The sequence below is a fragment of the Tranquillimonas alkanivorans genome (assembly GCF_900115595.1).
GTDB lineage: Bacteria > Pseudomonadota > Alphaproteobacteria > Rhodobacterales > Rhodobacteraceae > Tranquillimonas > Tranquillimonas alkanivorans.
Map to the genome: position 1 here is coordinate 1 of NZ_FOXA01000020.1, position 25,207 is coordinate 25,207.

24 protein-coding genes and 1 pseudogene are annotated in these 25,207 nt (G+C 67.2%); 12 read left to right on the plus strand and 13 right to left on the minus strand.

Annotated features, from left to right (window positions below; all coding sequences use genetic code 11):
- Both BM162_RS17315 and BM162_RS17320 read left to right on the plus strand, forming a co-directional pair.
- On the plus strand, positions 1-947 hold a 947-nt coding region (locus BM162_RS17315), incomplete at its 5' end, for an acyl-CoA dehydrogenase family protein (protein WP_093424634.1).
- A pseudogene (locus tag BM162_RS17320) lies at positions 947-1,444 on the plus strand (CaiB/BaiF CoA transferase family protein); the annotation flags it as partial. The gene BM162_RS17315 and the pseudogene BM162_RS17320, both read left to right, overlap by 1 nt.
- Before the next feature lie 32 nt (positions 1,445-1,476).
- On the opposite strand, the gene BM162_RS17325 reads toward BM162_RS17320, so the two are convergent.
- The 4 genes from BM162_RS17325 to BM162_RS17340 form a co-directional block, all read right to left on the minus strand.
- Positions 1,477-2,757, minus strand: coding sequence for a TRAP transporter large permease (locus BM162_RS17325; protein WP_093424635.1), 1,281 nt, complete (start codon positions 2,755-2,757; stop codon positions 1,477-1,479).
- A gap of 11 nt (positions 2,758-2,768) precedes the next feature.
- Positions 2,769-3,347, minus strand: coding sequence for a TRAP transporter small permease (locus BM162_RS17330; RefSeq protein WP_093424636.1), 579 nt, complete (start codon positions 3,345-3,347; stop codon positions 2,769-2,771).
- A 90-nt stretch (positions 3,348-3,437) separates the two neighbouring features.
- Positions 3,438-4,439, minus strand: coding sequence for a sialic acid TRAP transporter substrate-binding protein SiaP (locus tag BM162_RS17335; protein ID WP_093424637.1), 1,002 nt, complete (start codon positions 4,437-4,439; stop codon positions 3,438-3,440).
- Between the two features lie 41 nt (positions 4,440-4,480).
- Positions 4,481-6,247, minus strand: a complete 1,767-nt coding sequence (locus tag BM162_RS17340; protein ID WP_093424639.1) for an Ldh family oxidoreductase — start codon at positions 6,245-6,247, stop codon at positions 4,481-4,483.
- Positions 6,248-6,622: 375 nt separating this feature from the next.
- Here BM162_RS17340 and BM162_RS17345 point away from each other — a divergent pair, with 375 nt between their 5' ends.
- From BM162_RS17345 to BM162_RS17375, 7 genes are read left to right on the plus strand one after another with little or no spacing between them, the layout of a single operon-like run.
- Positions 6,623-7,813: an ABC transporter substrate-binding protein gene (locus BM162_RS17345; protein WP_093424641.1), complete on the plus strand. Its 1,191-nt coding sequence runs from the start codon at positions 6,623-6,625 to the stop codon at positions 7,811-7,813.
- Positions 7,814-7,841: 28 nt separating this feature from the next.
- Positions 7,842-8,759 carry a branched-chain amino acid ABC transporter permease gene (locus BM162_RS17350; protein ID WP_093424643.1) on the plus strand — a complete coding sequence of 306 codons (918 nt, stop codon included), beginning with the start codon at positions 7,842-7,844 and terminating at the stop codon, positions 8,757-8,759.
- On the plus strand, positions 8,759-9,751 hold the full coding sequence (locus BM162_RS17355) for a branched-chain amino acid ABC transporter permease (protein ID WP_093424644.1): 993 nt from the start codon (positions 8,759-8,761) through the stop codon (positions 9,749-9,751). Before BM162_RS17350 ends, BM162_RS17355 begins: the two co-directional genes overlap by 1 nt.
- Positions 9,748-10,503 (plus strand): ABC transporter ATP-binding protein, encoded by a 756-nt coding sequence (locus tag BM162_RS17360; protein WP_093424645.1) that lies wholly within the window; start codon positions 9,748-9,750, stop codon positions 10,501-10,503. The genes BM162_RS17355 and BM162_RS17360 overlap by 4 nt, the downstream gene beginning before the upstream one ends.
- The gene (locus BM162_RS17365) at positions 10,503-11,192 is read left to right on the plus strand and encodes an ABC transporter ATP-binding protein (RefSeq protein ID WP_093424646.1); all 690 of its coding nucleotides are present in this window, start codon (positions 10,503-10,505) and stop codon (positions 11,190-11,192) included. The genes BM162_RS17360 and BM162_RS17365 overlap by 1 nt, the downstream gene beginning before the upstream one ends.
- Before the next feature lie 27 nt (positions 11,193-11,219).
- Positions 11,220-11,666: a cupin domain-containing protein gene (locus BM162_RS17370; RefSeq protein WP_218153120.1), complete on the plus strand. Its 447-nt coding sequence runs from the start codon at positions 11,220-11,222 to the stop codon at positions 11,664-11,666.
- Between the two features lie 4 nt (positions 11,667-11,670).
- A complete protein-coding gene (locus BM162_RS17375) occupies positions 11,671-12,906 on the plus strand; it encodes a flavin-dependent oxidoreductase (protein ID WP_093424649.1) in 1,236 nt (411 codons plus the stop codon).
- A 377-nt stretch (positions 12,907-13,283) separates the two neighbouring features.
- Here the strand turns inward: BM162_RS17375 and BM162_RS17380 are convergent, their stop codons facing one another.
- From BM162_RS17380 to BM162_RS17410, 7 genes are all read right to left on the minus strand, one after another.
- The gene (locus BM162_RS17380; RefSeq protein ID WP_093424650.1) at positions 13,284-14,906 is read right to left on the minus strand and encodes an AMP-binding protein; all 1,623 of its coding nucleotides are present in this window, start codon (positions 14,904-14,906) and stop codon (positions 13,284-13,286) included.
- A gap of 29 nt (positions 14,907-14,935) precedes the next feature.
- Positions 14,936-15,772: a tryptophan 2,3-dioxygenase gene (kynA, locus tag BM162_RS17385; RefSeq protein WP_093424652.1), complete on the minus strand. Its 837-nt coding sequence runs from the start codon at positions 15,770-15,772 to the stop codon at positions 14,936-14,938.
- Positions 15,772-16,911: an acyl-CoA dehydrogenase family protein gene (locus BM162_RS17390; protein WP_093424653.1), complete on the minus strand. Its 1,140-nt coding sequence runs from the start codon at positions 16,909-16,911 to the stop codon at positions 15,772-15,774. Before BM162_RS17390 ends, kynA begins: the two co-directional genes overlap by 1 nt.
- A 68-nt stretch (positions 16,912-16,979) precedes the next feature.
- The gene (locus tag BM162_RS17395) at positions 16,980-17,792 is read right to left on the minus strand and encodes an enoyl-CoA hydratase family protein (protein ID WP_093424655.1); all 813 of its coding nucleotides are present in this window, start codon (positions 17,790-17,792) and stop codon (positions 16,980-16,982) included.
- A complete protein-coding gene (locus BM162_RS17400; protein ID WP_245759322.1) occupies positions 17,792-18,253 on the minus strand; it encodes a MarR family winged helix-turn-helix transcriptional regulator in 462 nt (153 codons plus the stop codon). The genes BM162_RS17395 and BM162_RS17400 overlap by 1 nt, the downstream gene beginning before the upstream one ends.
- Positions 18,250-18,990, minus strand: a complete 741-nt coding sequence (locus BM162_RS17405) for an SDR family NAD(P)-dependent oxidoreductase (RefSeq protein WP_093424656.1) — start codon at positions 18,988-18,990, stop codon at positions 18,250-18,252. The genes BM162_RS17400 and BM162_RS17405 overlap by 4 nt, the downstream gene beginning before the upstream one ends.
- 84 nt (positions 18,991-19,074) lie before the next feature.
- Positions 19,075-21,363, minus strand: coding sequence for a bifunctional salicylyl-CoA 5-hydroxylase/oxidoreductase (locus BM162_RS17410; protein ID WP_093424658.1), 2,289 nt, complete (start codon positions 21,361-21,363; stop codon positions 19,075-19,077).
- Positions 21,364-21,685: 322 nt separating this feature from the next.
- On the opposite strand from BM162_RS17410, the gene BM162_RS17420 reads away from it, so the two are divergent.
- The 3 genes from BM162_RS17420 to BM162_RS17430 are packed head-to-tail and all read left to right on the plus strand — an operon-like array spanning position 21,686 to position 23,752.
- Positions 21,686-22,930: an acyl-CoA dehydrogenase gene (locus BM162_RS17420; protein ID WP_093424661.1), complete on the plus strand. Its 1,245-nt coding sequence runs from the start codon at positions 21,686-21,688 to the stop codon at positions 22,928-22,930.
- A gap of 4 nt (positions 22,931-22,934) precedes the next feature.
- The gene (locus BM162_RS17425) at positions 22,935-23,357 is read left to right on the plus strand and encodes an acyl-CoA thioesterase (RefSeq protein ID WP_093424662.1); all 423 of its coding nucleotides are present in this window, start codon (positions 22,935-22,937) and stop codon (positions 23,355-23,357) included.
- Complete coding sequence (locus tag BM162_RS17430) at positions 23,354-23,752, plus strand: RidA family protein (RefSeq protein WP_093424664.1); 399 nt, start codon at positions 23,354-23,356, stop codon at positions 23,750-23,752. Before BM162_RS17425 ends, BM162_RS17430 begins: the two co-directional genes overlap by 4 nt.
- A gap of 138 nt (positions 23,753-23,890) precedes the next feature.
- Here BM162_RS17430 and BM162_RS17435 read toward each other — a convergent pair whose 3' ends face one another.
- A complete protein-coding gene (locus tag BM162_RS17435; RefSeq protein WP_093424665.1) occupies positions 23,891-24,412 on the minus strand; it encodes a DUF6647 family protein in 522 nt (173 codons plus the stop codon).
- 72 nt (positions 24,413-24,484) lie between these two features.
- A complete protein-coding gene (locus tag BM162_RS17440; protein ID WP_093424667.1) occupies positions 24,485-25,186 on the minus strand; it encodes a Crp/Fnr family transcriptional regulator in 702 nt (233 codons plus the stop codon).
- Positions 25,187-25,207: the final 21 nt, after the last annotated feature.

Below are 25,207 nucleotides of genomic sequence, written 5' to 3' on the forward strand. Positions count from 1 at the left end.
TGTCCTACGGCCTCGTGGCGCGAGAAATCGAACGCGTGGATTCCGGTTACCGCTCCATGATGTCGGTGCAGTCGAGCCTGGTGATGCACCCGATCCTGGCCTACGGATCGGAGGATCAGAAGCGCCGCCTCCTTCCGAAGCTCGCGAGCGGCGAGATGATCGGCTGCTTCGGCCTGACCGAGCCCGACGCGGGCTCCGACCCCGGCAGCATGAAGACCCGCGCCATCAAGACCGTTGGCGGCTACCTCCTTCGCGGGGCGAAAACGTGGATCTCCAACGCCCCGATCGCCGACGTCTTCGTGGTCTGGGCCAAGTCCGAAGCCCATGACGGCAAGGTGCGCGGCTTCGTGCTGGAGAAGGGGATGAAGGGTCTGTCCGCGCCCAAGATCGACGGCAAGCTCAGCCTGCGTGCCTCGATCACGGGCGAGATCGTGATGGACGACGTGGAGGTGGGCGAGGACGCCCTGCTGCCCGGCGTCTCGGGCATGAGCGGACCCTTCGGCTGCCTGAACCGCGCGCGCTACGGCATTGCCTGGGGTTCGATGGGCGCGGCCGAGGATTGCTGGTTCCGCGCCCGCCGCTACGGGCTGGAGCGCACGCAGTTCGGCCGCCCGCTGGCCGCCACCCAACTGCACCAGAAGAAGCTCGCCGACATGCAGACCGAGATCGCCATGGGCCTTCAGGCGGCGCTGCGCGTGGGTCGTCTGATGGACGAGGGGAGCTTCGCGCCCGAGATGATCAGCCTGATCAAGCGCAACAACTGCGGCAAGGCGCTGGAGATCGCGAGAACCGCGCGCGACATGCACGGCGGCAACGGCATCCAGATCGAATACGGCGTGATGCGGCATGCCCAGAACCTCGAGACGGTGAACACCTACGAGGGCACGCACGACGTGCACGCCCTGATCCTGGGCCGCGCCCAGACCGGGCTGCAGGCATTCTTCTGATGGCGCAGGACGCACCTCTTGCCGGGCTGAAGGTGGTCGAACTGGCCCGCATCCTGGCCGGTCCGTGGATCGGTCAGACGCTGGCCGACCTCGGGGCTGAAGTCATAAAGGTGGAAGCGCCAGAGGGCGACGACACCCGGCGCTGGGGGCCGCCCTTCCTCGAGCGGCCCCGGCCGGACGGAACGACCGAGACCGTGGCGGCGTATTTCCACGCCGCCAACCGGGGCAAGACCTCGGTCACCTGCGACTTCTCGGATCCGGCCGATCTTGCCCGGCTCAAGTCGCTGATCTCGGACGCCGACGTGGTGATCGAGAACTTCAAGGTGGGCGGCCTGGCGAAGTTCGGGCTGGATTACGACAGCCTCTCCAAATCCAATCCGGGGCTGGTTTACGCCTCGGTCACGGGGTTTGGCCAGGACGGGCCGCGAGCGCGTCAGCCGGGCTACGACTTCCTGATCCAGGGCATGTGCGGGATCATGGACCTCACCGGAGAGCCGGGCGCCGGGCGGCATTCCGCCCGGCGCCAACGTCAACGGTAGATCAGCGTCGGAAGCCACATGGTCACGGCAGGGACGAAGGTGATCAGAACCAGCACGGCAACCAGCGGGATCAGGAACGGCGCGGTGGCGACGACGCAGCGCTCGAACGGAATCTTGGCGACTCGCGCCAGGACGTAGAGGACCATGCCCACGGGTGGTGTCAGAAGTCCCAGCATCAGGTTCAGCACCATGATGACACCGAAGTGCACCGGGTCGACCCCAAGTTCGACCGCGACCGGCAGCAGCACCGGCACGAGGATGGTGATCGCCGCCACCGTCTCCATGAAGCAGCCGACGATCAGCAGGATCAGGTTGATCAGAAGAAGGATGACCCAAGGGCGATCCGATGCCGACAGCAGCATTCCCGCCACTGCCTCCGGCACCCGGTTCGAAGTCAGGATCCAGGCAAAGATCGCCGCCGCGCCCACTACGAAAAGCACCACAGACGTCGTCTCGATCGTGTCGAAGGTCACGCGCAGGAAGCGCCGCCAGGTCAGTGTGCGATAGATCACGAGACCCAGAAACATCGCCCAGGCGCAGGCGGCGACGGCGGCCTCGGTCGGGGTGAAGGCGCCCGACAAGATGCCGCCCACGATGATCACCGGCGTCATCAGAGACAGGAACGCGCGCCCGAACGACGAGAACAGGATCGAGATTTCGAATTTCTGGTCGCGCGGGAAGCCCCGGCGTCGCGCGAAGAAGGCCACCATCAGCATCAGCGACAGCGCCATGACGATGCCGGGAATGAAGCCCGCCGCGAAAAGCTGCCCGATCGAGGCGCCGGCGACGACGCCGTAGATCACCATCGGGAGCGACGGCGGGATGATCGGCCCGATGGTCGAGGATGCCGCCGTCACGCCCACGGCGAAGCCGGGATCGTATTTGGCGTCGCGCATGGCCTTGATCTCGATGGCGCCCAGACCGCCGGCGTCAGCCACCGCCGCGCCGGACATGCCTGCGAAGATGACCGAGGCGCCGACGTTCACGTGCCCCAGCCCGCCGCGCATCCAGCCCACGAGCGACAGCGCGAAGTTGAAGATCCGCTCGGTGATCCCGGCGGTGTTCATCAGGTTGCCCGCCAGGATGAAGAACGGCACGGCGAGCAGCGGGAAGCTGTCCACGCCGTTGACCATGCGGTGCGCCACCACCATCGGCGGCGGCATGCCGTTGCTGATGATGTAGATGGCGGACGAGCCGGCCAGAGCGATGGCGACGGGCACGCCGAAGATCAGCAGCCCGAAAAGAATGACGAAGAGAAAAAGGATGTCCACGGGTCGCGCTCCTAGTCCATCGCGCGCACGGCGTCTTCGTGCTGCTCGGGGTCGATGAGTTTGCTGGTGCCGGTGCGCAGGTGCAGCCACGCGTTGCGGATGGCATAGACGGTCATCGCGACGAAGCAGGCGGCGACGAACCAGTAGACGACCGACTTCGGCACGTCGATCGACACCATCATCTGCCGCGTCCGCCCCGCGAGCTGGCCGGAGAGGTAAGCGAGGCTGCCGTAGAAGGTGATCGAAATGAGGTCGATCAGCGTCTGGGCCACCCGACGCAGGGGTCGGGGGACCCAGCGGTACAGGAACTCCACCGCGATGTGCGCGCTCTTGCGCACCGCCATGACCGAGCCGGTGAAGGTCACGGCGATCAGCAGGAACCGCGCGATCTCCTCGGTCCAGCCCAGCGAGTCGTTGAGCACGTAGCGGGTGAAGAACTGAAGGAAGACCACAAAGGCCAGCACCCAGAAGATCACCATGACCAGCGTATCGTCCCATTTCAGGTCCGACAGGTCGATATCCTCTTCCTCGATGTGCAGCGCCGGGTGCGTTTCCTCTGTCTCCTGGATCTGCTCTCGCCTCTTGTTCATCCGTCCGGTCCTGTGGGCATGGAAACCGGCCCCCGCTTGTCCGGGGGCCGGCTGATCAGATCGGGCGGCGCCAGGCCGCCCGCGCGCGGATCACGAATCCTGGCCGATGGCCTGGAGCCGATCGTAAGTTTCCTGGTCCCAGGTCGCCATGTCGCCCATGTGCATGGCCTTCACCGCCTCGATGAAGGGTCCGCGGTCCACCTCGTTGACGTTCACGCCCTGCTCGCGGAACCAGTCGGCCAGTTCGGCCTCCTGGTTGCGGATCGCCTCGGTCGCGCAGACGGCGGCGTTGTCGATGGCGGCCGACAGAGCCTCCTGGTCCGCCGCGTCCATGCTGCCCCAGGTGGGACCGCCCACGATGGTCAGCAGAGCGTCGGTGATGTGACCGGTCAGGTTGATGTCCGACTGCACCTCATAGAACTTCTTTGCCTGGATGGTCGGCAGCGGGTTTTCCTGCGCGTCCACCGTGCCCTGCTGAAGCGCGAGGTAGACCTCGGCGAAGGCGATGGGGGTGGGGTTGGCGCCCACGGCTTCGGGGAACATCATGTAGAGGGGCGCGTTCGGCACGCGGATCTTCAGGCCCTCCATGTCGCCGGGCGCCGTGATCGGCTTGTTCGAGGTCACGTGGCGGTTGCCGTAATAGGTCAGCGACTCGATGTGGTTGCCGGTGGCGTCGGTGTAGCCCTGGCTCAGCTCTTCGAAGAGGTCGGAGTTGCGGAAGGCGTCCCAGTGCTCGTAGTCGCGGAACATGTAGGGGGCGCCGCCGATTGCGATGGGGCCATAGGCGCGGCCGGCGAACAGCTGGCCCGTATAGATGATGTCGACGGTGCCGAGGCCGAGGCCCTCGTTGATGTCGACCTCCTTGCCCAGCGAAGATGCCGGGAAGACTTCGATCCCATAGCGGCCCTCGGTCGCCTCGACCAGTTCGTCGTGCGCGGCCACGGCGCAGGTGTGATAGGGCTCGCTCGCCTCGTAGACATGCGCCCATTTGAGCATCCGGTCGGCCTCTTGCGCCGCGACCGGCCCTCCGGCGGTGAGCGCGGCGGCCGCGGTCGTGGCCAGCGCGATGGTGTGGGTCAGCTTCAGAGTCATCGGTTTCTCCTCCCTGGTTGATGACGGAGCGCCACGGGGTGTCACGGCCCTCCCGAACGGATCCGGAGCGGGTCGATCCCGTGCTTCTCGGCGAAGCGCCCGAACGCTTCGACGGACGTGCGGTCAAGCTTCATGCCCTGCGCGCTGCGGCGCGCCGCCTCGGCCCATTCGCGCGTGCCGGGCGCCATGACCGTTTCGCCCGGCGCGGCGGACGACGCGGCGATGGCGGCGAGGTAGCGGCGGATGATGCCCTCGAAGGCCACGCGGCCGCTGAAAGCCTCGGGGTCCAGCGCCATGACGAACGCGCCGAGTTTGCGCGGCGTCGCCATGTCGTCGCTGATCATCGGCGGAAGCTCGAAGCTGAGCGGCGCATCCGAGAAGGCGGTCGAGAAGACCTCGGCCAACCCGGCGAGCCCCGCGCCCTTGTAGCCGAAGAGCGCGCCGCCTAGCGGGGCCAGCATCTCGACAATGGACGGGTCGGTGACGTTGATGCCGTGGGCATCCGAGGCCACGTCCCCGGGCAGCGGTGCGCCGAGGCTGCGGTTGAGCTGCACCCGATTGAAGGGAATGGCGCTCGTCGCCATGTCGAGCAGCCATGGATCGCCGTCGCCAGACGGCGCGGCGGCGGCGATGGGATTGGTGCCGTGGAACCGCTCGGCCCCGCCGTGCAGCCGCACGAAACTGTCCGAGTTGCAGAAGGCCAGCCCCATCATGCCGTGCCGCGCGATCTCGATGGCATAGGCCCCCGCCGCGCCGAAATGCGACGAGCCGCGGATCGCCACCGCGCCAAGCCCGTGCGTCCGGGCCAGGTCCACCGCCCGATCCACGGCGGCATAGGCGGCCCGTGCGCCGTGCGCGTCGTCGGCATCCAGCACGCAGGCGCCGCCCTTCCCGTGCGCGACCGTGATGTTCGGTGTGCGGTTCAGCCGCCCCTCGGCCAGGCCCTGCAGGTAGTGCGGCAGCAGCCGGAAGCCGTGCGTGTCCACCCCGTGGGCCGAGGCATGCAGCAGCGCCTTCGTCACCGCGTCCACCGTCGACTTGTCTGCGCCCACTGCCTGCAGTGCTGCGCGCGAAAATCTCTCCATCTCTTCAAGGTCTACCCGCACCGGGGCCAAATCATCCGCCTGCGGCCGCGCCTCGGCCGCGACCTTGGCGAGGTAGGCATGCGTCGTGTCGCCAATATGTGTCTGCAGCGCGCTCACCGCCGCGTCGGCCTGCCCCGCCGAAACGGCCGTCAGGATCTCGCGGTGCTCCTTCAGCGACTTGCGGTTCAGGTCGTCGTCCAGCGACAGCCGGTTGCGCAGCGCCTGCACGCGGAAAGACAGCATCCGGAAGTTCGCCTCCAGATAGCTGTTGCCGCAGTTGCGGAAGATCGCGTGGTGAAACTCGTTGTCGAGCAGCTTGTAGGCGTCGGTGTCGCCCGCCAGCAGCACCTCCTCCATCCGCGTCACGACTTCTTCGAGTGCCGCCTGCAACGGGCCGGGGTTGCGCGAGAGCGCCATGCGCATCGCCTGAAGTTCCAGCATCTGCCGAAGCTCGCCCAAGTCCGCGATCTCGGCCGCGCCCATCGAGAAGACGCGCGCGCTGCGGTTGGGCGACATCTCGACCAGCCCCTCGCGCTCGAGCTGGAGCAGCGCCTCGCGGATCGGGCTCTTGCTCATGTCCAAAAGCTCGACGAGTTCGGATTCCAGCAGCTTGCGGCCGAGGGGGAACTCGCCCCGAACGATCCTGTCACGGATCGCCTCGCGCGCCCGTTCCGATAGCTTCTGGCGCTCGATCCGCGCCTCTGCAGCCACACCTGCCGTCACGTCATGTCCTCCCTGAGTGCACGGTATATCATATACCGAGCGGCGCAAGCCCTCAGGTTAACGTTTCGTAAGACGTGGATGGTTCTGTGCCGCGGGGGCGAAGCGGCGTCTCCTGCTCATTGCTTCAAGCAAAAAATATTTGAGCTTGAAATAACATCACCGCCGCGCTTTCATGCTTGAGAGGCGGAGCGGGCGTGGCCGGATCGACTTGCCGTTGACCGGCCGAACGATCCGCGCTCCTCTGCGACACGGGCCGACAACGGAGATGCCGGAGCACGATACGCGACTTGCCGCCGACGGCAGATCCAAAAGGCACGACGCCCGACAGACGGCGCGGCCCGCAATAACCAGACCGACCAACCGGGAGAATCCTAAATGACCTTCAAGACCACGCTTCTGGCCGCGACCACGGCGCCGCTTGCGCTGGCCGGCGCGGCCGTCGCGCAGGACGCGCTGCCTTCGGCGACGGACGACACGCTCAAGATCGGCCTTGTCTACACCCTGTCCGGTCCCGCCGCCGCACTGGGCGAGCAGGCCCGCAACGGCTTCATGCTCTACGCCGACCGGGTGGGCGACCTCGGCGGCGTCGAGACCGAGATCGTCGTGGTGGACGACGAGCAGCGCCCCGACCTTGCCGCCGACAAGGCGCGCGAGCTCGTGGCGCGGGACGAGGTGGACTTCGTCGTGGGGCCGATCTTCTCGAACGTGCTGGTGGCGATCCACCGTCCGGTGACCGAGACCGGCACCATCCTCATCTCGACCAACGCCGGCACCTCGAACTTCGCGGGCGAGGAATGCCACCCGAACTTCTTCGTCACGTCCTATCAGAACGACCAGAACCACGAGGTGATGGGCGCCTACGCCGAGAGCGAAGGTTACCAGAACGTCTTCCTGATGGCGCCGAACTACCAGGCCGGCAAGGACAGCCTGGCGGGCTTCAAGAACTCGTACACCGGCGGCTTTGCCGGCGAGGTCTTCACGGAACTTGGGCAGCTCGATTTCTCGTCCGAGCTGGCGCAGATCGCCGCCTTCCAGCCCGACGCGCTGTTCACCTTCATGCCCGGCGGCATGGGCGTGAACCTGGTCAAGCAGTACGACCAGGCCGGGCTCACCTCGATCCCGTTCCTGTCCGCCTTCACCGTGGACGAGACGACGCTTCCCGCGACGCAGGATGCCGCCGTTGGGCTGCTGGGCGGTGCCAACTGGGCGCCGGACCTCGACAACCCGGCGAACGAGGAGTTCGTCTCGGCCTATATCGAGAAGTACGGCGCATTGCCGGGGACGTATGCCATGCAGGCCTACGACGCGGCGCAGCTCATCGACAGCGCCATCCGCAAGACCGGTGCGGACCTGAGCGACCGCGAGGCGCTGCGCGCCGCGTTGCTTGAAGCCGACTTCGACAGCCCCCGTGGCGACTTCAGCTTCGGCGTGAACCAGTACCCGGTGCAGGACTTCTACCTCGTCGAAGCCGTCAAGCGGGACGACGGCTTCTACGGCACCTCGGTGCGCGAGAAGATCTTCGACGACTACGTCGACAACTACGCCGCCAACTGCACGATGGAGTGAGCTGGACCGGGCGAGGGAGGCCGCGCATATGACCAATCTTTTCGTGCTCCAGCTCCTGAACGGCGTGCAGCTCGGGGTTCTTCTTTTCCTCATCGCCGCCGGACTGACGCTCGTCTTCGGGATCATGGACGTGGTCAACCTCGCCCATGGCGTCCTCTACATGGTGGGCGCCTACCTGATCGCCACCTTCGCCGCGGCGACGGGCAGCTTCTGGTGGGGGCTCGCCCTCATGTTGCCCGCTGCCGTCGTCGTGGGGCTCGTCCTTGAATGGGTGGTGATCCGAAGGCTTTACGCCCGCTCGCACCTGGACCAGGTGCTCGCCACCTTCGGGCTGGTGATGATCGCGAGCGAGGCGGTCAAGATCATCTGGGGCGTCTCGCCGCTTGCGGTGCCGATGCCCGAGATACTGTCCGGATCGGTCCCGCTCATGGGGCCGCTGCAATACCCCGTCTACCGCATCGCGATCATCGTCGCCGGCCTTGCCGTGGCCGCCGGACTCTACGTGGTCATCAACCATACGCGTATCGGCATGCTGCTGCGGGCCGGGGCCACCGACCGGATGATGGTCTCGGCGCTGGGGGTCGACATCGGGCGGCTGTTCGCCGTCGTCTTCACCCTGGGCGCCGTGCTGGCCTGCCTGGCAGGCGCGCTCGTCGCGCCGATCCTGTCGGTGGATACCGGCATGGGTGAAAGCGTGCTGATCCTGACCTTCGTGGTCGTGGTGATCGGCGGCATCGGGTCGATCAAGGGCGCCTTCTTCGGCGCGATCCTGGTGGCGCTGGTGGACACGCTTGGCGGCGTGTTCGGCCCCATACTCCTGCGCGAGGTGCTGGACCCGGCCGCGGCGGGGCAGGCGGGCCGCATGCTCGCGCCGATGCTCGTCTATATCCTGATGGCGCTGATCCTCTTCGCCAAACCCGCAGGCATGTTCGGAGGGCGCGGCTGATGGCGGACGCAACAATACCCCACGCGGCCCCGATGCGCCGCCCGCTCGCGGGGCGGGTGAAGGCGGCGGTGGTGCTTTTCGCGATCTTCGCGGCGCTGCCGCCCGTCGCCGCGGCGCTGGACGACCCGTTCTTTGTGCTGATCGGCACGCGCATCCTTGCCTACGCCATCGCGGCGATGGCGCTGGACCTGATCCTCGGCTACGGGGCGATGGTGTCGTTCGGGCACGCGGCGTATCTTGGCTTTGGCACCTATGCGGTGGCGATCCTGTCGAGCTATGGCGTGCACGACATCTTCCTGCAGACCGCGGCCGCGATCCTGGTCTCGGCGCTCTTCGCGCTGGTCACCGGTGCGATCTCACTGCGGACGCGGGGCGTTTACTTCATCATGATCACGCTCGCCTTCGGGCAGATGGCGTTCTTCTTCTTCATTTCGCTCTCCGCCTATGGCGGCGACGACGGCTACGGACTCGCTCAGCGTTCGACGCTTCTGGGCAGCGACATGCTCGAGAACGACTTCGCGCTGTTCTACGCAACGCTCGCGACGCTGGTGGCGCTGTTCTGGGCCTGCCACCGCATCGTGGGCTCGCGCTTTGGACGGGTCCTCACCGGCATCCGCGAGAACCCGACCCGGATGGAGGCGATCGGCTACTCGCCCTTCCGCTTCCAGCTGGCCGCCTTCGTGATCTCGGGGTGCATGACCTCGATCGCGGGCGTGTTCCTGGCCAACCAGGCCGAGTTCGTCTCGCCCGCGTTCATGTCCTGGCACCGGTCGGGCGAGCTGATCGTGATGGTCGTGCTGGGCGGGATCGGCACGCTGTCGGGCGCCATCGGCGGCGCCGTCGCCGCGCTCCTGCTGGAAGAGGCGCTGGGAGCGCTGACCGAGCATTGGCGTTTGTGGTTCGGGCTCTTCCTCGTGCTGATGGTGCTCTACTCGCCCAACGGCATCGCCGGGCTGGTGAAGCAGGTCGCGAACAGGGGGCGCAAGTCATGAGCAGCCTTGAGATCCGCCACCTGAAAAAGAGCTTCGGCGCGCTGAAGGTCACCGACGACGTGTCGCTCGACGTGCGGTCGGGCGAGCTGCACGCGATCATCGGTCCGAACGGCGCGGGCAAGACGACCTTCATCTCGCAGCTGTCCGGGCAGCTCGCTTCGGACAGCGGGGACATCCTGCTCGACGGGCAGAGCATCATGCGGCTGTCGATGCCCAAGCGTGTGCATCTGGGTCTGGCACGTTCGTTCCAGATCACGCAGGTCCTGCCGCATTTCACCGTGCTCGAGAACGTGGCCGTCGCGGTGCAGGCGCGGTCTGGCTCGTCGTTCCGCTTCTTCTCGCCGGTGGCAGGCGACGCGGCGCTCAATGCACGGGCGATGGCGGCGCTTGGGGAAGCCGGTCTGGCCGACCGGGCGGACGTGCAGGCCTCGGCCCTCAGCCACGGGGAGCACCGGCGCCTCGAACTGGCCATCGCGCTCGCGACCGAGCCGCGGGTGCTGCTGCTCGACGAACCGCTCGCCGGGGTCGGGGGGGAGGACGCGGATGCCTTCGTCGCGGGGCTCGCGCGGCTCAAGAGCCGCTTCACGATGGTGCTGATCGAACACGACATGGACGCGGTCTTCAGGCTCGCCGACCGTGTCTCGGTCCTGGTCTACGGCCGGATCATCGCCACCGGTACGCCCGAGGAGGTCCGCTCAGACCCGCAGGTCCGCGCCGCGTACCTGGGCGAGGAAGAAGAGGAGGTCGCCTGATGCTTCACGTGGAAGCGCTCGAAGCCGCCTATGGCGACAGCCGCATCCTGTTCGGCATCGATCTTTCGGTGCAGAAGGGTGAAGTCGTCACGCTGCTTGGCCGCAACGGCATGGGGAAGACGACCACGATCAAGTCGATCTTCGGCCTGCTGAAGCCGCGCGCCGGCCGTGTCAGCATCGAGGGCGAGGACCTGACCGGAGCCTCGCCGCACCGTATCGCGCTGGCCGGCCTGGGACTGGTGCCCGAGGGACGGCAGATCTTCCCCACGCTGACCGTGCAGGAAAACCTGGTCGCCACCGCTCGGCCAGGGGGCAAGTGGACGCTCGCCCGGATCTACGACCTGTTCCCGCGCCTGGCCGAGCGCAAGCGGAACATGGGCTCGCAGCTTTCCGGCGGTGAGCAGCAGATGCTTGCCATCGGGCGGGCGCTGATGACCAACCCCCGCCTTATCGTGCTGGACGAGGCGACCGAGGGGCTGGCGCCGCTGATCCGCGCCGACATCTGGTCGGTGCTCACCCGACTCAAGGACGAGGGCGAGGCGATCCTGGTGATCGACAAGAACGTCGACGCGCTGACCTGCTTCGCCGACCGCCACATCGTGATCGAAAAGGGCCAGGTCGTGTGGACCGGCACCAACGACGAGATCCTCGCCACGCCTGAGGTCAAGGATCGCTTCCTTCATGTCTGACCAGGGAAAGGACCAAGACGCATGACCATGTTGCCCGGCGTAACCAAGGCGAACTCGGGGATCGACGACATCTCCTGGAACATCCTCGGACAGACCTACGTGCCCAAGCAGAACTGCGAGGCGTCGTTCTCGTGGCACGCGACGCTCCCCAAGGGCACCTTCGTGCCCCCGCATATCCATCCCACGCAGGACGAGTTCATCTATGTCCTCGAGGGGCGGTTCGACCTCTTGCTGAACGGGGTCGAGGCGTATGCCGAGCCGGGTGACGTGATCCGCCTGCCGCGTGGCATCCCGCACGGGATCTTCAACAAGACCGACCGGACCATCAAGTGCTTCTTCTGGGTCTCGCCCACGCGCAAGCTCTTCGACCTGTTCTGGGCGCTGCACAACCTCGGCCCCGACGCGAACCCGGCCGACGTGGTCGCTGTCTCGGCCGAGCACGAGGTCGACTTCCTGCCGCCCGAGGAAGAGTGACCGCATGAGCATCCTGATCGCGGGCGCCGGGATCGGTGGCCTCACGACCGCCCTGATGCTGAATGCGCGCGGCGTTCCCGTGCGGCTTTACGAGGCCGCGCGGGAGGTGCGCGAGGTCGGCGTCGGCATCAACGTCCTGCCGCACGCCATCAAGGAACTCGACCAGCTTGGCCTTCTGCCCGAGCTCGACAAGGTCGGCATCCGCACGCGCAAGCTTTCGTACCTGACGAAGCAGGGGCAGGAGGTCTGGTCCGAACTGCGCGGCACGCATGCCGGGCACGAGGTTCCGCAGTTCTCGATCCATCGCGGGCGGCTTCAGAAGGTCCTCCACGACGCCGTGATCGACCGTCTTGGTCCCGGCGCCTTGACGACGGGCCGGCGCCTTGCCGGTTTCGTGCAGGACGAGGGCGGCGTGACCGCCCACTTCACCGACAGCATTGAGGGCGGTGCCGGTCTGACCACGCGTGGCGAGGTCCTGATCTGCGCCGACGGCATCCACTCGGCCGGGCGCCGTGTTTTCTATCCCGGTGAGGGGCCGCCCTCGTGGCAGGGGGTGGTGATGTGGCGCGGCGCGACCGATTGGCCCGTCTGGAAGGACGGCGAGAGCATGGCCATCGGCGGGGGGCTCGGCGGCAAGCTCGTGCTCTATCCCATCGCGCCGGCCACGAAAGGGCGGCAGTTGATGAACTGGGTCGTCAACGTCCGCATCAAGGACCCGGCCGTATCGCCGCCGCCGCCCGACAGCTCGTCGCGTCAGGTCCCGCTGTCGCGCGTGCTGCCCCACGCGCTGCGCTTCCACGTTCCGAACATGGACATCGGCGCGCTCGTGCGGGCCACGAAGACGATCTACGAATATCCAATGGCCGACCGTGATCCCCTGCCGCGCTGGACCTTCGGACGGGTCACGCTTCTCGGCGATGCGGCGCACCCGATGTACCCCGTGGGCTCGAACGGGGCGAGCCAGGCAATCCTTGACGCGCGATGCCTCGCCGACAACATCGCCCGGGCCGAGCATCCGCGCGCGGCGCTCTGGTCATACGAGAAGGAGCGGCTGCCCAAGACGGCAAAGGTCGTCCGCGACAACCGTACCGGCGGGCCGGAGCGCGTGATCGACGAGGTCGAGAAACGCGCGCCCGCGGGCTTCAAGGACGTGAACCATGTGCTCGGACACGAAGCCCGCAAGGCCATCGTGGGCGGCTACGCCGCCATGGCCGGATACGCGAACGTCAGGCGCGGCTGAACCGCGTCTCCGCCCATCGGGCGGTGGACAAGGCGGCACGCGGTAAAGCAGCAAGATCGTGGTGGCGGGCAGGAAGTTCCGGACGCACTGGGCGCCGGCATCCTGGCCCGTCTTTTCCGTGTGCGCCGAAGCCGGTCCGCCCCGTCGGACGTGCCGGACCAATGAGCATCGGCAGGCCGTCTCCCCAACTAGGCGCTCGACCCGTTGTCGGGCGGTCGAGCCGCTAGCGCCGCGAGACGGCTCTGCTACGCCAGTCGAGCAAGGAGGTGCTGCGCGAGGACAAACCGAGTTTCCACGCTGCTGCAGAAAGCGCCCGCAGCAAGGCGGGCGCCTCCAAGCTTCCACCGGTGATTGCGTGACCAGCGAGCGCCGCGCGCTCAGTCTTCCCGCTTCAGCCGGAAGCGCTGGATCTTGCCGGTCTGCGTCTTCGGCAGCGCTTCGGTGAACTGGAGCGACCGGGGGTACTTGTAGGGCGCTATGGTGGCCTTCACGAAGTCCTGCAGCAGCTTCTTCGTCTCGTCGGAGGCCGACGCTCCCTGAACCAGCACCACGTGCGCCTCGACGATCTGGCCGCGCGCCTCGTCCGGCACGCCGATCACGGCGCATTCCGAAACCAGCTCGTGCGCCAGCAGCGCCGCCTCCACCTCGGGACCCGCGATGTTGTAGCCCGACGACAGGATCATGTCGTCGCTGCGCGCGGCGAAGTGGAAATAGCCGTCCTCGTCCTGCGCGAAGGAGTCCCCGGTCAGGTTCCAGCCATCACGCACGTACTCCTTCTGCCGCTCGTCGGCGAGATACCGGCAGCCCGTGGGGCCGCGCACGGCCAGACGCCCGACCTCTCCTCGCGGCAGTTCGGCGCCGTCCTCTCCCACGATCCTCGCCTCGTAGCCGGTGACCGGCTTGCCCGTGCAGGCCGGGCGGTGGTCGTCGAAGCGGTTCGAGATGAAGATGTGCAGCATCTCGGTCGCGCCGATCCCGTCCAGCATCGGTTTGCCGGTCTTCTCGATCCACTGCTGGTAGATCGGCGCAGGCAGCGTCTCGCCGGCCGAGACGGCGGCGCGCAGGCTCGACAGGTCCGCCCCTTCCTCCATTGCCTGGAGCATCACGCGATAGGCGGTCGGCGCGGTGAAACAGACCGTCGCGCCGTAGCGCTGGATGATCTCGATGAGGTTCGGCGGCGAGGCATTCTCGAGCAGCACCGCCGAGGCACCGAAGCGCAGCGGGAAGACGGCGAGACCTCCGAGCCCGAAGGTGAAGGCCAGCGGCGGCGAGCCGACGAAGATGTCCTCGGGCCGCACGCCCAGCACCTCTTTCGCGTAGCCGTCGGCGATGATCAGCAGGTCGCGGTGGAAGTGCATCGTGGCCTTGGGCTGTCCGGTCGTCCCCGACGTGAAGCCCAGCAGCGCCACGTCGTCCCGGCCGGTCTTCACCGCCTCGAACGTCACCGGCTTGTCGAGCGCCGCGCGGTCGAGTTCGGCGTCGTGGTTGGCGGTGCCGTCGAAACCGACCACCGTCTTCAGCGTCCGACTGTCCTTGGCGCAGGTCACGAGGTCGTCCATCAGCCGCGTGTCGCACAGCGCGACCGTCACCTCGGCCTTGTCCACGATCTTGGCCAGTTCCCCGGCGCGCAGCATGGGCATCGTGTTGATCACCACCGCGCCCGCCTTCGTCGCCGCCAGCCAGCAGGCGACCATCGCCGGGTTGTTGGCCGAGCGGATCAGCACCCGGTTGCCCGGCTTCACGCCGTAGTTCTCGACCAGCGCGCGGGCCAGGCGGCTGGTCCAGTCGGCCAGCTCCTTGTAGGTCCGCCGCCGCCCGTTGCCGATCAGCGCCGTGTGGTCGCCGAAGCCGCGCTCGACCATGCGGTCGGTCAATTCGACGCCTGCGTTCATCCACTCGGGATAATCGAACCCGTCGAGCATGATGTCGGGCCACTGGTCCTCGGGCGGGAGGTTGTCCCGCGCGAATGTGTCGGTATGTCCTGTCGGCCCAAGTTGCATGGGCGCCTCCTCCCTGTCTTTCGTTGCCGTCACAGCCGGGTGCGCACGGTCCAGAGCTCGGGGAACAGCACCACCTCGAGCATCTTGCGCAGATAGCTGACCCCGCCCGTCCCGCCGGTGCCGCGCTTGAGCCCGATCACCCGCTCCACGGTCGTGACGTGATTGAACCGCCAGCGGCGGAAATAGTCCTCGAGATCCACGAGCTTCTCGGCCAGCTCGTAGAGTGCCCAATGCTCGGTCGGCGTGCGATACACGGCCTCCCACACCGCCTCCACCGCCTCGCTGGGCTGGTGCGTCTTCGACACGTCGCGCCCCAGCACCTCCTGCGGCACCGGCAGACCCGCCTCCGACGCGACGCGCAGCGCCACGTCATAGATCGACGGCCGCGCGAGCTCCGCCTCCAGCGCGGCCAGGGCCTCGGGGCGGTGGGCATGGGGCCTGAGCATGGCGGGGTTCCGGTTGCCGAGCGCGTACTCGATCATCCGGTACTGGTGCGACTGGAAGCCCGAGCTTTCGCCCAGCTGGTCGCGGAAGGTCGTGTAGTCGCTGGGCGTCATCGTGCGCAGCACATCCCAGGCGCCATTGAGCTGCTCGAAGATGCGGCTGACGCGCGACAGCGACTTCTGCGCCTGCTCCAGTCCTCCTCCGGCGATGGCGGCCCGGGCGCTCGACAGCTCGTGGATGGCAAGCTTCATCCACAGTTCCGACGTCTGGTGCTGGATGATGAACAGAAGCTCGTCATGCGCGTCGGACAGCGGTGCCTGCGCGTGCAGGATCTCGTCGAGCTTCAGGTAATCGCCATAGGCCATCCGGTCCCGGTAATCCATCCGGGCGCCTTCGTTGGCGGGATCATAGGCGTCGGCCATCACATCCCCATCGTCTGGCGCGCGATCACGACCTTCTGCACGTCGCTGGCCCCTTCATAGATACGCAGTGCGCGGATCTCGCGGTAGAGGCTCTCGACGATGTGCCCCGAGCGCACGCCGTCGCCCCCGTGAAGCTGCACCGCCGCGTCGATGACCTTCTGCGCGGTCTCGGTGGCGTGCAGCTTCGCCATCGCCGCCTCGCGGCTGACGCGCGGCGCGCCCATGTCCTTGGTCCAGGCCGCGCGATAGACCAGCAGTGCCGAGGCATCGACGCCGAGCGCCATGTCCGCCACGTGCCCCTGCACCATCTGCAGATCGAAGAGCGGCGCACCGAACAGGTGCCGGTCCCGCGTGCGCGACAATGCCTCGTCGAGCGCCCGCCGCGCGAAGCCGAGCGCCGCCGCGCCCACGGTCGAGCGGAACACGTCGAGCGTGGACATGGCGATGCGAAAGCCCTTGCCGCGCTCCCCGATCAAGGCCGAAGCCGGTAGCCGCATGTCGTCGAACCTCAGCCGGGCCAGCGGGTGCGGCGCGATCACGTCGATGCGCTCCGCAATCTCCAGCCCCGGCGTATCGGCGGGCACCAGGAAGCACGACAGACCCTTCGCGCCCGGCCCCTCGCCGGTGCGGGCGAAGACGGTATAGACGTCAGCGATCCCGCCGTTCGAGATCCACGTCTTCTCGCCGTTCAGCACGAAGCCGTCGCCGTCCGCCCGCGCCTCGGTCGTGATGTTTGCCACGTCCGAGCCGCTCGCGGGCTCCGACAGCGCGAAGGCCGAAATCGCCTCGCCCGCGCGCGTCTTCTCCAGCCACGCTCGCTGCTCGTCGGTGCCGAAGAGCGAGACCGGTCCCATGCCCAGCCCCTGCATCGCGAAGGCGAAGTCGGCCAGCCCCTCGTGCCGCGCCAGCGTCTCACGGATCAGGCAGAGCGAGCGGACATCCAGTGTCTCGCCCGCCGCCGCACCCGAATGCGTCAGGAACCCGGCCTGCCCCAGCGCCGCCACCAGCCCCCGGCAGGCTGCATCGGTGTCGCCGTGGTCCACCGGCAGGTTCGCCGCGCACCACGCCTCGAGCTCCTTGGAAAGCGCGCGGTGGCGGTCCTCGAAGAACGGCCAGTCTAGAAAGGAACGGTCGCTCATCGCGCCCCCTGCTTCTTCTTGCTCAAAATACTCCCGCCGGAGGCGGTCCCGGCCTCTCCGGCCGCGCGTTAGTCGCCTTCGAAGACCGGCTTCTCCTTCGCCACGAAGGCGCGATAGGCCCGTTCGAAGTCGCGGGTCTGCATGCAGATCGCCTGCGCCTGCGCCTCGGCCTCGATCGCCTGGTCCAGGCTCATGTTCCATTCCTGGTTCAGCTGGGTCTTGGTGATCCCGTGGGCGAAGGTCGGTCCGGCGGCGATGCGGCGGGCCAGCTTCTGCGCCTCGGCCTCCAGATCGTCGGCGCCGTGCAGCGCGTTCCAGAACCCCCAGTCGCGCCCTTCCTCGGCCGACATCGACCGGCCGGTGTAAAGAAGCTCTGCCGCGCGGCCCTGTCCGATGATGCGGGGCAGCATGGCACAGGCGCCCATGTCGCAGCCGGCAAGTCCCACGCGGGTGAACAGGAAGGCCGTCTTCGCCTCGGGCGTCGCCAGCCGCAGGTCCGACGCCATGGCGATGATTGCGCCCGCGCCGACGCAGACGCCGTCCACCGCCGCGACGATCGGTTTCTGGCAGTGGATCATCGCCTTGACCAGATCTCCGGTCATGCGCGTGAAGGCCAGCAGTTCCTTCATCTCCATGCCCACCAGCGGGCCGATGATGTCGTGCACGTCGCCGCCCGAGCAGAAGTTGCCGCCGTTCGAGGCGAAGATCACCGCGTCAACGTCGGTGGCGTAGGGCAGGGCGCGGAACGTGTCGCGCAGCTCGGCATAGCTGTCGAAGGTCAGCGGGTTCTTGCGGTCGGGCCGGTCCAGCCGCACCGTGGCGATCCGGTCCTCGACGCTCCACTGGAAGTGCTGGGGTTTCAGCGCCGCCATCTCGGTCATCAGTCGTCCTCTCCGATCCGCGCGAGCAGCGCGTTCATGGTCCTGAGTTCGTCTTCGTCGTAGTCCGACAGGATCTCGTCGATCCAGCGCTCGTGCTCGGCGGCCATGCCGGCAAACCGATCCTTGCCTGCAGGGGTCAGCCGCACCAGCGTCGCGCGGCGATCGCCCTGGATGGCGACCCGCTCGATCAGCCCGTCGCTCGCCAGCCGCTCCACGATGCCCGTCACGTTGCCGTTCGACACGCGCAGCTTGGCCGACAGCTCGCTCATCCTCAGCCCGTCCGGGTGCCGGTCGAGCGCGGCGAGCACGTCGAAGCGAGGCAGGGTCGAGCCGTGGTCCGACCTCAGCCCCTCGCGCACGCGGGTGTCGATCACCTGATGGGCCCGCAGAAGACGCAGCCACACCCGCAGCCGCTGCTTGGACAGCGGCGAAAGGGCGGCGGGCGTCTTCATTTCGTTCATACCTCGCCCCCGGCAATGGCGATGGCCTGGCCGGTCACGCCTTCCGAGCCGGGGCCGCAGAGCCACAGCGCGGCGGCGGTCACCTCCTCGGGCCGGATCAGCCGGCGTTGGGGGCTCATCTTCTCGAGCTGGGCCCGCGCGGCGGCGGCGTCCATGCCCGTCTTCTCCATGATGTTCTCGATGCTGCGCTCGGTCATCTCGGTGTCGAGGAAGCCGGGGCACAGTGCGTTCACCGTCACGCCTGACCGCGCCATCTCCAGCGCGGCGGATTTCACCATGCCGATGACGCCGTGCTTGGCGGCGGCATAGGCCGAGACATACGGGTACCCCTTCAGCCCGGCGGTCGAGGCCACGGCGATCAGCCGCCCCCAGTCCGGGTCCTTCAGCCGCCGCGCGCCCTCGCGCAGGGTCAGGAACGCGCCGGTCAGGTTCACGTCCACCATGGACCGCCAGGCATCGAGCTCGGTGCGGGCGAAGGGTGCGCTGGCCGAGGCGCCGGCGTTGGCGATCACCACCTCGCAAGGGCCGGTGAAGTCGAACATCGCCTCGACCGAGGTCTCGTCGGTCACGTCCACCTCGACCGCGTGGATCTCGGCGTGCTCCGCGGCCACGCTTTCCAGCCGCGCGGCGGTGCGCCCGGCGACCCAGACCCGCGCGCCGGCTGCCGCGAAGCCGCGGGCCAGGTCGGCGCCAAGGCCGGTGCCCCCGCCTGTCACCAGAACGCTTTTGCCTTCCATACTCTGCACTTGTGCCTCCTCAGGTCCGCCTGTCCGCGCCGGCGTAGGCCTCCGGCGCGGGGTACAGGCGGCCCTTGTACACGCTCAGACCCGGATGCCCAGACCTTCGCCCCGCTGCGCGAGCCGCTGCATCTGGTCGCGGCCCGGCAGATAGGGCAGGGGCCACGCCGTTTCCTCGTCGCCGAGTGCGGCTGCGGCATGCAGCGTCCAGTACGGGTCCGCCAGGTGCGGACGGGCAAGGCAGACGAGGTCCGCGCGCCCGGCCATCAGGATCGAGTTCACGTGGTCGGGCTCATAGATGTTGCCGACCGCCATGGTCGGGATGCCCCGCTCGTTCCGGATGCGGTCCGAGAACGGCGTCTGGAACATCCGGCCGTAAACCGGGCGCGCCTCGATGCTGGTCTGTCCGGCCGAGACGTCCACGATGTCGACGCCCGCGTCGCGGAACATCTGCGCGATCTCCACGGCCTCCTCGCCGTCCACGCCACGCTCTCCGACCCAGTCGGTGGCCGAGATGCGGACCGACATCGGTTTCTCCTCGGGCCAGACCTCGCGCATCGCGCGGAAGACCTCGAGCGGATAGCGCATGCGGTTCTCGAGGCTGCCGCCGTACTCGTCGGTGCGGATGTTCGACATGGGCGAGATGAAGGACGAGATCAGATAGCCGTGCGCCGCGTGAAGCTCGATCATATCGAAGCCGGCGCGGTCGGCCATCTTCGCCGCCTCGACGAACTGGTCGCGCACCATGTCCATGTCGGCGCGGTCCATTTCCTTCGGCGGCTCGTTGGCGTCGGCCCAGGGCAGGGCCGAGGCCGACATCGTCGCCCAGTTGTCCGCAGTCAGCGGCGCGTCCATCGTCTCCCACCCCAGCTGGGTGGAGCCCTTGCGGCCGGAATGCCCGATCTGCATGCAGAGCTTGGCGTCCGTCTCGGCGTGCACGAAGTCGGTCAGGCGCTTCCACGCGGCCTCGTGCTCGGGCTTGTAGAGGCCCGGGCAGCCCGGCGTGATGCGTCCCTCGGGCGAGACGCAGGTCATCTCGATATACACCATCCCGGCCCCGCCCTTGGCGCGCTCGGCGTAGTGCGAGAAGTGCCAGTCGGTCGGAGTGCCGTCCACGGCCTTGTATTGCGCCATGGGCGAGACGACGACGCGGTTCTTCAGCCGCATGTCGCGCAACTGGAACGGCGCGAACATGGGCGCGCGGTGCACGCCGTTGGCGCCTGCCTGGGCCTGGAACCACTCTTCGGCCTCGCGCAGCCACGCGGCGTCGCGCAGGCGCAGGTTCTCGTGGCTGATCCGCTGCGAGCGGGTGAGCAGCGAGTAGTTAAACTGCACCGGGTCGAGTTGAAGGTATCGCTCGACCTCCTCGAACCACTCGGTCGAGTTGCGCGCCGCGGACTGAAGCCGCAGCACGTCGAGCCGACGGTCCTCCTGATACCGCTCGAACGCCTTCTCCAGCGTCGGCTCGGTGTTCACGAACTCGGCCAGCGCGATGGCCGACTCGAGCGCCAGCTTGGTGCCGGACCCGATCGAGAAGTGCGCAGTGGCCGAGGCATCCCCAAGCAGCACGACGTTCTCGTGGTGCCATTTCTCGCACAGCACCCGGTTGAAGTTCAGCCAGGCCGAGCCGCGCAGGTGCTTGGCATTCGACATCAGGCTGTGCCCGCCAAGGTGGTCGGCGAAGATCCTCTCGCAGGTCGCGATGGTTTCTTCCTGGCCCATCTTGTCGAAGCCGATGGCCTCCCAGGTCGGCTCGGAGCACTCGACGATGAACGTCGCGGTGTCGTCGTCGAACTGATAGGCGTGCGCCCAGATCCAGCCGTGTTCCGTCTTCTCGAAGATGAAGGTGAAGGCGTCGTCGAACTTTGCGTGGGTCCCCAGCCAGACGAACTTGCAGGCGCGGCGATCTATCTCGGGCTTGAAGTGCTCGGCGAAGTGCGTGCGCGTCTTCGAGTTGATGCCGTCGGAGGCCACGACCAGGTCGTACTCCTTCATCAGAGCTTCGATATCCTCGACCTCGGTCTCGAATTTCAGCTCGATCCCCAGTTCGCGCGCGCGTTCCTGCAGCAGGATAAGCATCTGCTTGCGCCCGATGCCGCAGAAGCCGTGCCCGGTCGAGGTTATCTTGAGCTTGTCCTTGATGACCGCGATGTCGTCCCAGTAGGCGAAGTGCTCGCGGATCGCCTCGGCGCTCTTCGCGTCGTTCCTGGCGAGGTTTTCGAGCGTCTCGTCCGACAGCACGACGCCCCAGCCGAAGGTGTCGTCGGGCTTGTTACGCTCGAGCACCGTGATCTCGTGCTCCGGGTTGCGCAGCTTCATGCTGATGGCGAAGTAGAGGCCTGCCGGGCCGCCTCCGAGACAGATGGTCTTCATGGCTTTCTCCTCGTGGAGTGTCGCGAGCAGCCTCTCACCGTTCCGCATACATTTCAAGCCTGAAACTTTATGCTTGAAATTTCAGGAGCCGGCGAGGAAAGTATCGGCAAGGAAGAGGGTAATCATGGCCGGGAGAATGATCTTGGAAGGCAGGAGGCTTCGGGGCGCGCGGCGCCCGCTCGGAAATGCCGCGCCAGTCATCGTTGACCCGGCGCCCGCGTTCGTCGAAACCCGCGCCTGAGCGGCGCAGACGTCAGAGAGTTTTCCGCGCCTGAAACAGCGAAGTTCGTCGGCGCGACCGCCATAGCCAAGGAGAACCGCCATGTCCGCCAAGGATGCCAATGCCGAACAGGCGCACGTGAACACCCCGGAATCAGCGCGCGCGAAGGCGCCGGCCTATGTCTGGGACGATCCGTTTCTGCTTGAGGATCAGCTGACTGAGGAAGAGCGGATGATCCGCGACGCCGCCCACGCCTATTGCCAGGAAAAGCTCCTGCCGCGCGTGGTCGAGGCGAACCGCCACGAGATCTTCCACCGCGAGATCATGTCTGAGCTCGGAGAGCTCGGCCTGCTCGGGCCCACCATCCCCGAGGCCTATGGCGGGGCCGAGACGAACTATGTCTCCTACGGCCTCATCGCGCGCGAGGTCGAGCGCGTCGACTCCGGCTATCGCTCGGCAATGTCGGTGCAGTCGTCGCTCGTCATGCACCCGATCTTCGCCTACGGGACCGAGGACCAGCGCAAGAAATACCTGCCGAAGCTCGCCAGCGGCGAATTCATCGGCTGCTTCGGCCTGACCGAACCCGACCACGGCTCGGACCCCGGCGGCATGACGACGCGGGCGAAGAAGGTGGACGGCGGCTACCTGCTGTCGGGCGCGAAGAACTGGATCTCCAACTCGCCCGTCGCCGACGTCTGCGTCGTCTGGGCGAAGTCGGATGGCCATGACGGCAAGATCAAGGGCTTCATCCTGGACCGCGGGATGAAGGGGCTCGAAACGCCGAAGATCGAGGGCAAGTTCAGCCTGCGCGCCTCGATCACCGGCATGATCATGATGGACGAGGTCTTCGTCCCGGAAGAGAACCTGCTGCCCGAGGTGCAGGGCCTCGCCGGCCCGTTCGGCTGCCTCAACCGCGCACGCTATGGCATTTCGTGGGGCGCGATGGGCGCGGCCGAGGCGTGCTTCCACGCCGCGCGCGAATACACGATGGACCGCAAGCAGTTCGGCCGCCCGCTGGCGCAGAACCAGCTGATCCAGAAGAAACTCGCCGATGCCGAGACCGAGATCTCGCTGGGCCTGCAGGGTTGCCTGCGGCTGGGCCGCCTGATGGACGAGCACCGCGCGCCGGTCGAGCTGATCAGCCTGATGAAGCGCAACAATTGCGGCAAGGCGCTGACCATCGCGCGCGAGGCGCGGGACATGCTGGGCGGCAACGGCATCTCGGACGAGTACCCGGTGATCCGCCACGTCCTGAACCTCGAGGCGGTGAACACCTATGAGGGCACCCACGACGTGCATGCCCTGATCCTGGGCCGCGCGATCACCGGCCTTCAGGCGTTCATGTAATAGAATGGCGGCCTACACCCATCGCAACGCGGTGATGTTCCAGCACTGCGACCCGGCGGGGATCGTGTTTTATCCCCGCTACTACGAGATGATCAACGCGGCCATCGAGCACTTCTTCGACGAGGCGCTGGATTGGCCGTGGCGGATCATGCACGGGCAAGAGCGGCTGGGCGTGCCGATGGGCCGCATCACCACAGACTTCCAGGCGCCCTCGCGCCTGGGGGACTGGCTGGACTGGTCGCTCGACATCCGGCGTGTCGGCGGCGCGAGCCTCGACCTCGATATCCGGGCCACCGGCGAGGACGGGGTGCTGCGTGTGACCGCCGAGGCGACGCTGGTGCTGGTGGACCTGGACAGGATGAAGTCGCGCCGCTGGCCCGACGACAAGCGCGCAAGATTGCAGAGTTTCATGGAGGACGCCGCGTGACCACGATCAACGTACAGCCCGAGGGCTGGAAGCCGGCCAAGGGCTATGCCAACGGCATCCTGGCCGAGGGGCGCACGCTGTATGTCGGCGGCCAGATCGGCTGGAACGCCCGGCAGGTGTTCGAGACGCACGACTTCATCGGACAGATGACGCAGGCGCTGCGCAACATCGCCGACGTGGTGCGCGAGGCCGGGGGTGACGTGACCAACATCGTCCGCCTGACGTGGTACGTGACCGACAAGCAGGAGTACCTCGCCCGCCAGAAAGAGGTCGGAGCCGCCTATCGCGAGGTCATGGGCTACCACTTCCCCGCGATGACGATGGTCGTGGTCAGTGCGCTCGTCGAGGACGAGGCGCTGCTTGAGATCGAGGCGACGGCGGTTCTGCCGACCTAGTCCGGCCGCGCCGGACTGAGTGAGGCTTCGATCTGGCGATCAGCAAATTCCGATCGCGGCTCGAAGCCACTGCTGCAGGCAGATCCGACAACAGGCCACACGTGACGCGGTTTTCGCGACTAACGGCGCTGGGCTCACTCAACCGGGATGCACGTCCCTGGGACCACAGCTTGCGCTGAGCAGGATGGCAGGCCAGTAGAAGTCCGGCTTGATGCCGAGTTCGGTGAGCCAGGCGGCCTGAAGCTTGTAGGCGTCCCACTCCTGTTCGGCGGGGCAGTACCAGTGCTGCTTGGCCTGACGGTGGTGGACGAGTTCGTGCAGAAGGACACTCACGTCCTCCGGATCGCTCACGTCCCAGGGGGAAACAAGGTAAATCGTCGATGTTTCCGGATCGAAAAGTCCCCGGAGCCGCCCAAGATGACCGGCCTCCAGCCCTCCGGCGAGGTCGGCCGCGATCGCCGGGGGAATTACCCGGATAGTCGGGGCACTTGGCGGACGGGCGTAGGCGCTGTTTTGGTCGAGCCACTCCTCCAGTGCAGACAGCAGGCGTTCGGCATCGGACCCGGTCGAGACGGGCTCTGCACTGACCACCCCGCAGGTGATCGCGGCGATGGCGATGCCGGCGGCCCGGCACGCCGTGGTCGAAAACGGGATGTGCATCAGCTTTCCTCCTCGTGGCCTTCGCTCCAACAGAAGGATGCCGCATCGCCCCGTAGCGGGCTGTGACGCGCTTCACATCAGCTCGCTTATCGCCTCAAGCCGAGCCAGGTCCGAGATCGCGAGGCGACGGCCTTCGAACCGGATGTCTCCGTCGTGGCGCATTGCCTTAAGTTGGCGGTTCACGGCCTCGCGGCTGACGCCGAGCATCTGCGCGAGGTCGGTCTGCGAGAAGATCCGTCGGAAAACGGCGCCCGGCGGTGCGGGGCGGGCATGAAGCTCGGCGAGGTCGAGCAGCTTGCGGCACAACCGCGTGCGCAAGGGAAGAAAGGCGATGTCCAGCATCGCGTCGTTGCTCGCTCTCAGCCGCGCGGCCAGCAGTTCGACGAGATGCCGGGCGATCGCGGGCTCCCGTTCGAGCACCCTCGCGAAATCCCGCGCGTCGAGATACAGCGCCCGGCCGGGGCCGAGCGCCGTCGCACTCGCCGAGCGCGGGCCGCCGTCGATGAGCGCCATTTCTCCCAAAGCCTCGCCCGGACCGAGCAGGGCCAGCGTGAGCTCGTTGCCGTCAGCGTCGTTGAGCCAAACGCGGATCAATCCCTGCATCATCACCCGGAGTCCGTCGGCCGGGTCGCCCCGGGCGAACAGCAAGCGCCCGGCCGGGAGATCGGTGGCCCTGCAGTAGCTCGCGAGCGACGAGAGAGGCTGTTCGTCGAGATCGGCGAACAGTTGGCAGCGCCGGAGCGCCTGGACGCAAGTGTCGGTCAAGCGGGTCATCTATCCCTCCGTCCGACGCAT

What these genes read in the sequence shown, in the direction of transcription:
- BM162_RS17330 (WP_093424636.1), bottom strand. Translation starts at nt 3,347, where the DNA reads ATGAACAAGAGGCGAGAGCAGATCCAGGAGACAGAGGAAACGCACCCG.
- BM162_RS17335 (WP_093424637.1), bottom strand. Translation starts at nt 4,439, where the DNA reads ATGACTCTGAAGCTGACCCACACCATCGCGCTGGCCACGACCGCGGCC.
- BM162_RS17345 (WP_093424641.1), top strand. Translation starts at nt 6,623, where the DNA reads ATGACCTTCAAGACCACGCTTCTGGCCGCGACCACGGCGCCGCTTGCG.
- BM162_RS17350 (WP_093424643.1), top strand. Translation starts at nt 7,842, where the DNA reads ATGACCAATCTTTTCGTGCTCCAGCTCCTGAACGGCGTGCAGCTCGGG.
- BM162_RS17355 (WP_093424644.1), top strand. Translation starts at nt 8,759, where the DNA reads ATGGCGGACGCAACAATACCCCACGCGGCCCCGATGCGCCGCCCGCTC.
- BM162_RS17360 (WP_093424645.1), top strand. Translation starts at nt 9,748, where the DNA reads ATGAGCAGCCTTGAGATCCGCCACCTGAAAAAGAGCTTCGGCGCGCTG.
- BM162_RS17365 (WP_093424646.1), top strand. Translation starts at nt 10,503, where the DNA reads ATGCTTCACGTGGAAGCGCTCGAAGCCGCCTATGGCGACAGCCGCATC.
- BM162_RS17370 (WP_218153120.1), top strand. Translation starts at nt 11,220, where the DNA reads ATGTTGCCCGGCGTAACCAAGGCGAACTCGGGGATCGACGACATCTCC.
- BM162_RS17375 (WP_093424649.1), top strand. Translation starts at nt 11,671, where the DNA reads ATGAGCATCCTGATCGCGGGCGCCGGGATCGGTGGCCTCACGACCGCC.
- BM162_RS17380 (WP_093424650.1), bottom strand. Translation starts at nt 14,906, where the DNA reads ATGCAACTTGGGCCGACAGGACATACCGACACATTCGCGCGGGACAAC.
- kynA (WP_093424652.1), bottom strand. Translation starts at nt 15,772, where the DNA reads ATGGCCGACGCCTATGATCCCGCCAACGAAGGCGCCCGGATGGATTAC.
- BM162_RS17390 (WP_093424653.1), bottom strand. Translation starts at nt 16,911, where the DNA reads ATGAGCGACCGTTCCTTTCTAGACTGGCCGTTCTTCGAGGACCGCCAC.
- BM162_RS17395 (WP_093424655.1), bottom strand. Translation starts at nt 17,792, where the DNA reads ATGACCGAGATGGCGGCGCTGAAACCCCAGCACTTCCAGTGGAGCGTC.
- BM162_RS17400 (WP_245759322.1), bottom strand. Translation starts at nt 18,253, where the DNA reads ATGAACGAAATGAAGACGCCCGCCGCCCTTTCGCCGCTGTCCAAGCAG.
- BM162_RS17405 (WP_093424656.1), bottom strand. Translation starts at nt 18,990, where the DNA reads ATGGAAGGCAAAAGCGTTCTGGTGACAGGCGGGGGCACCGGCCTTGGC.
- BM162_RS17410 (WP_093424658.1), bottom strand. Translation starts at nt 21,363, where the DNA reads ATGAAGACCATCTGTCTCGGAGGCGGCCCGGCAGGCCTCTACTTCGCC.
- BM162_RS17420 (WP_093424661.1), top strand. Translation starts at nt 21,686, where the DNA reads ATGTCCGCCAAGGATGCCAATGCCGAACAGGCGCACGTGAACACCCCG.
- BM162_RS17425 (WP_093424662.1), top strand. Translation starts at nt 22,935, where the DNA reads ATGGCGGCCTACACCCATCGCAACGCGGTGATGTTCCAGCACTGCGAC.
- BM162_RS17435 (WP_093424665.1), bottom strand. Translation starts at nt 24,412, where the DNA reads ATGCACATCCCGTTTTCGACCACGGCGTGCCGGGCCGCCGGCATCGCC.
- BM162_RS17440 (WP_093424667.1), bottom strand. Translation starts at nt 25,186, where the DNA reads ATGACCCGCTTGACCGACACTTGCGTCCAGGCGCTCCGGCGCTGCCAA.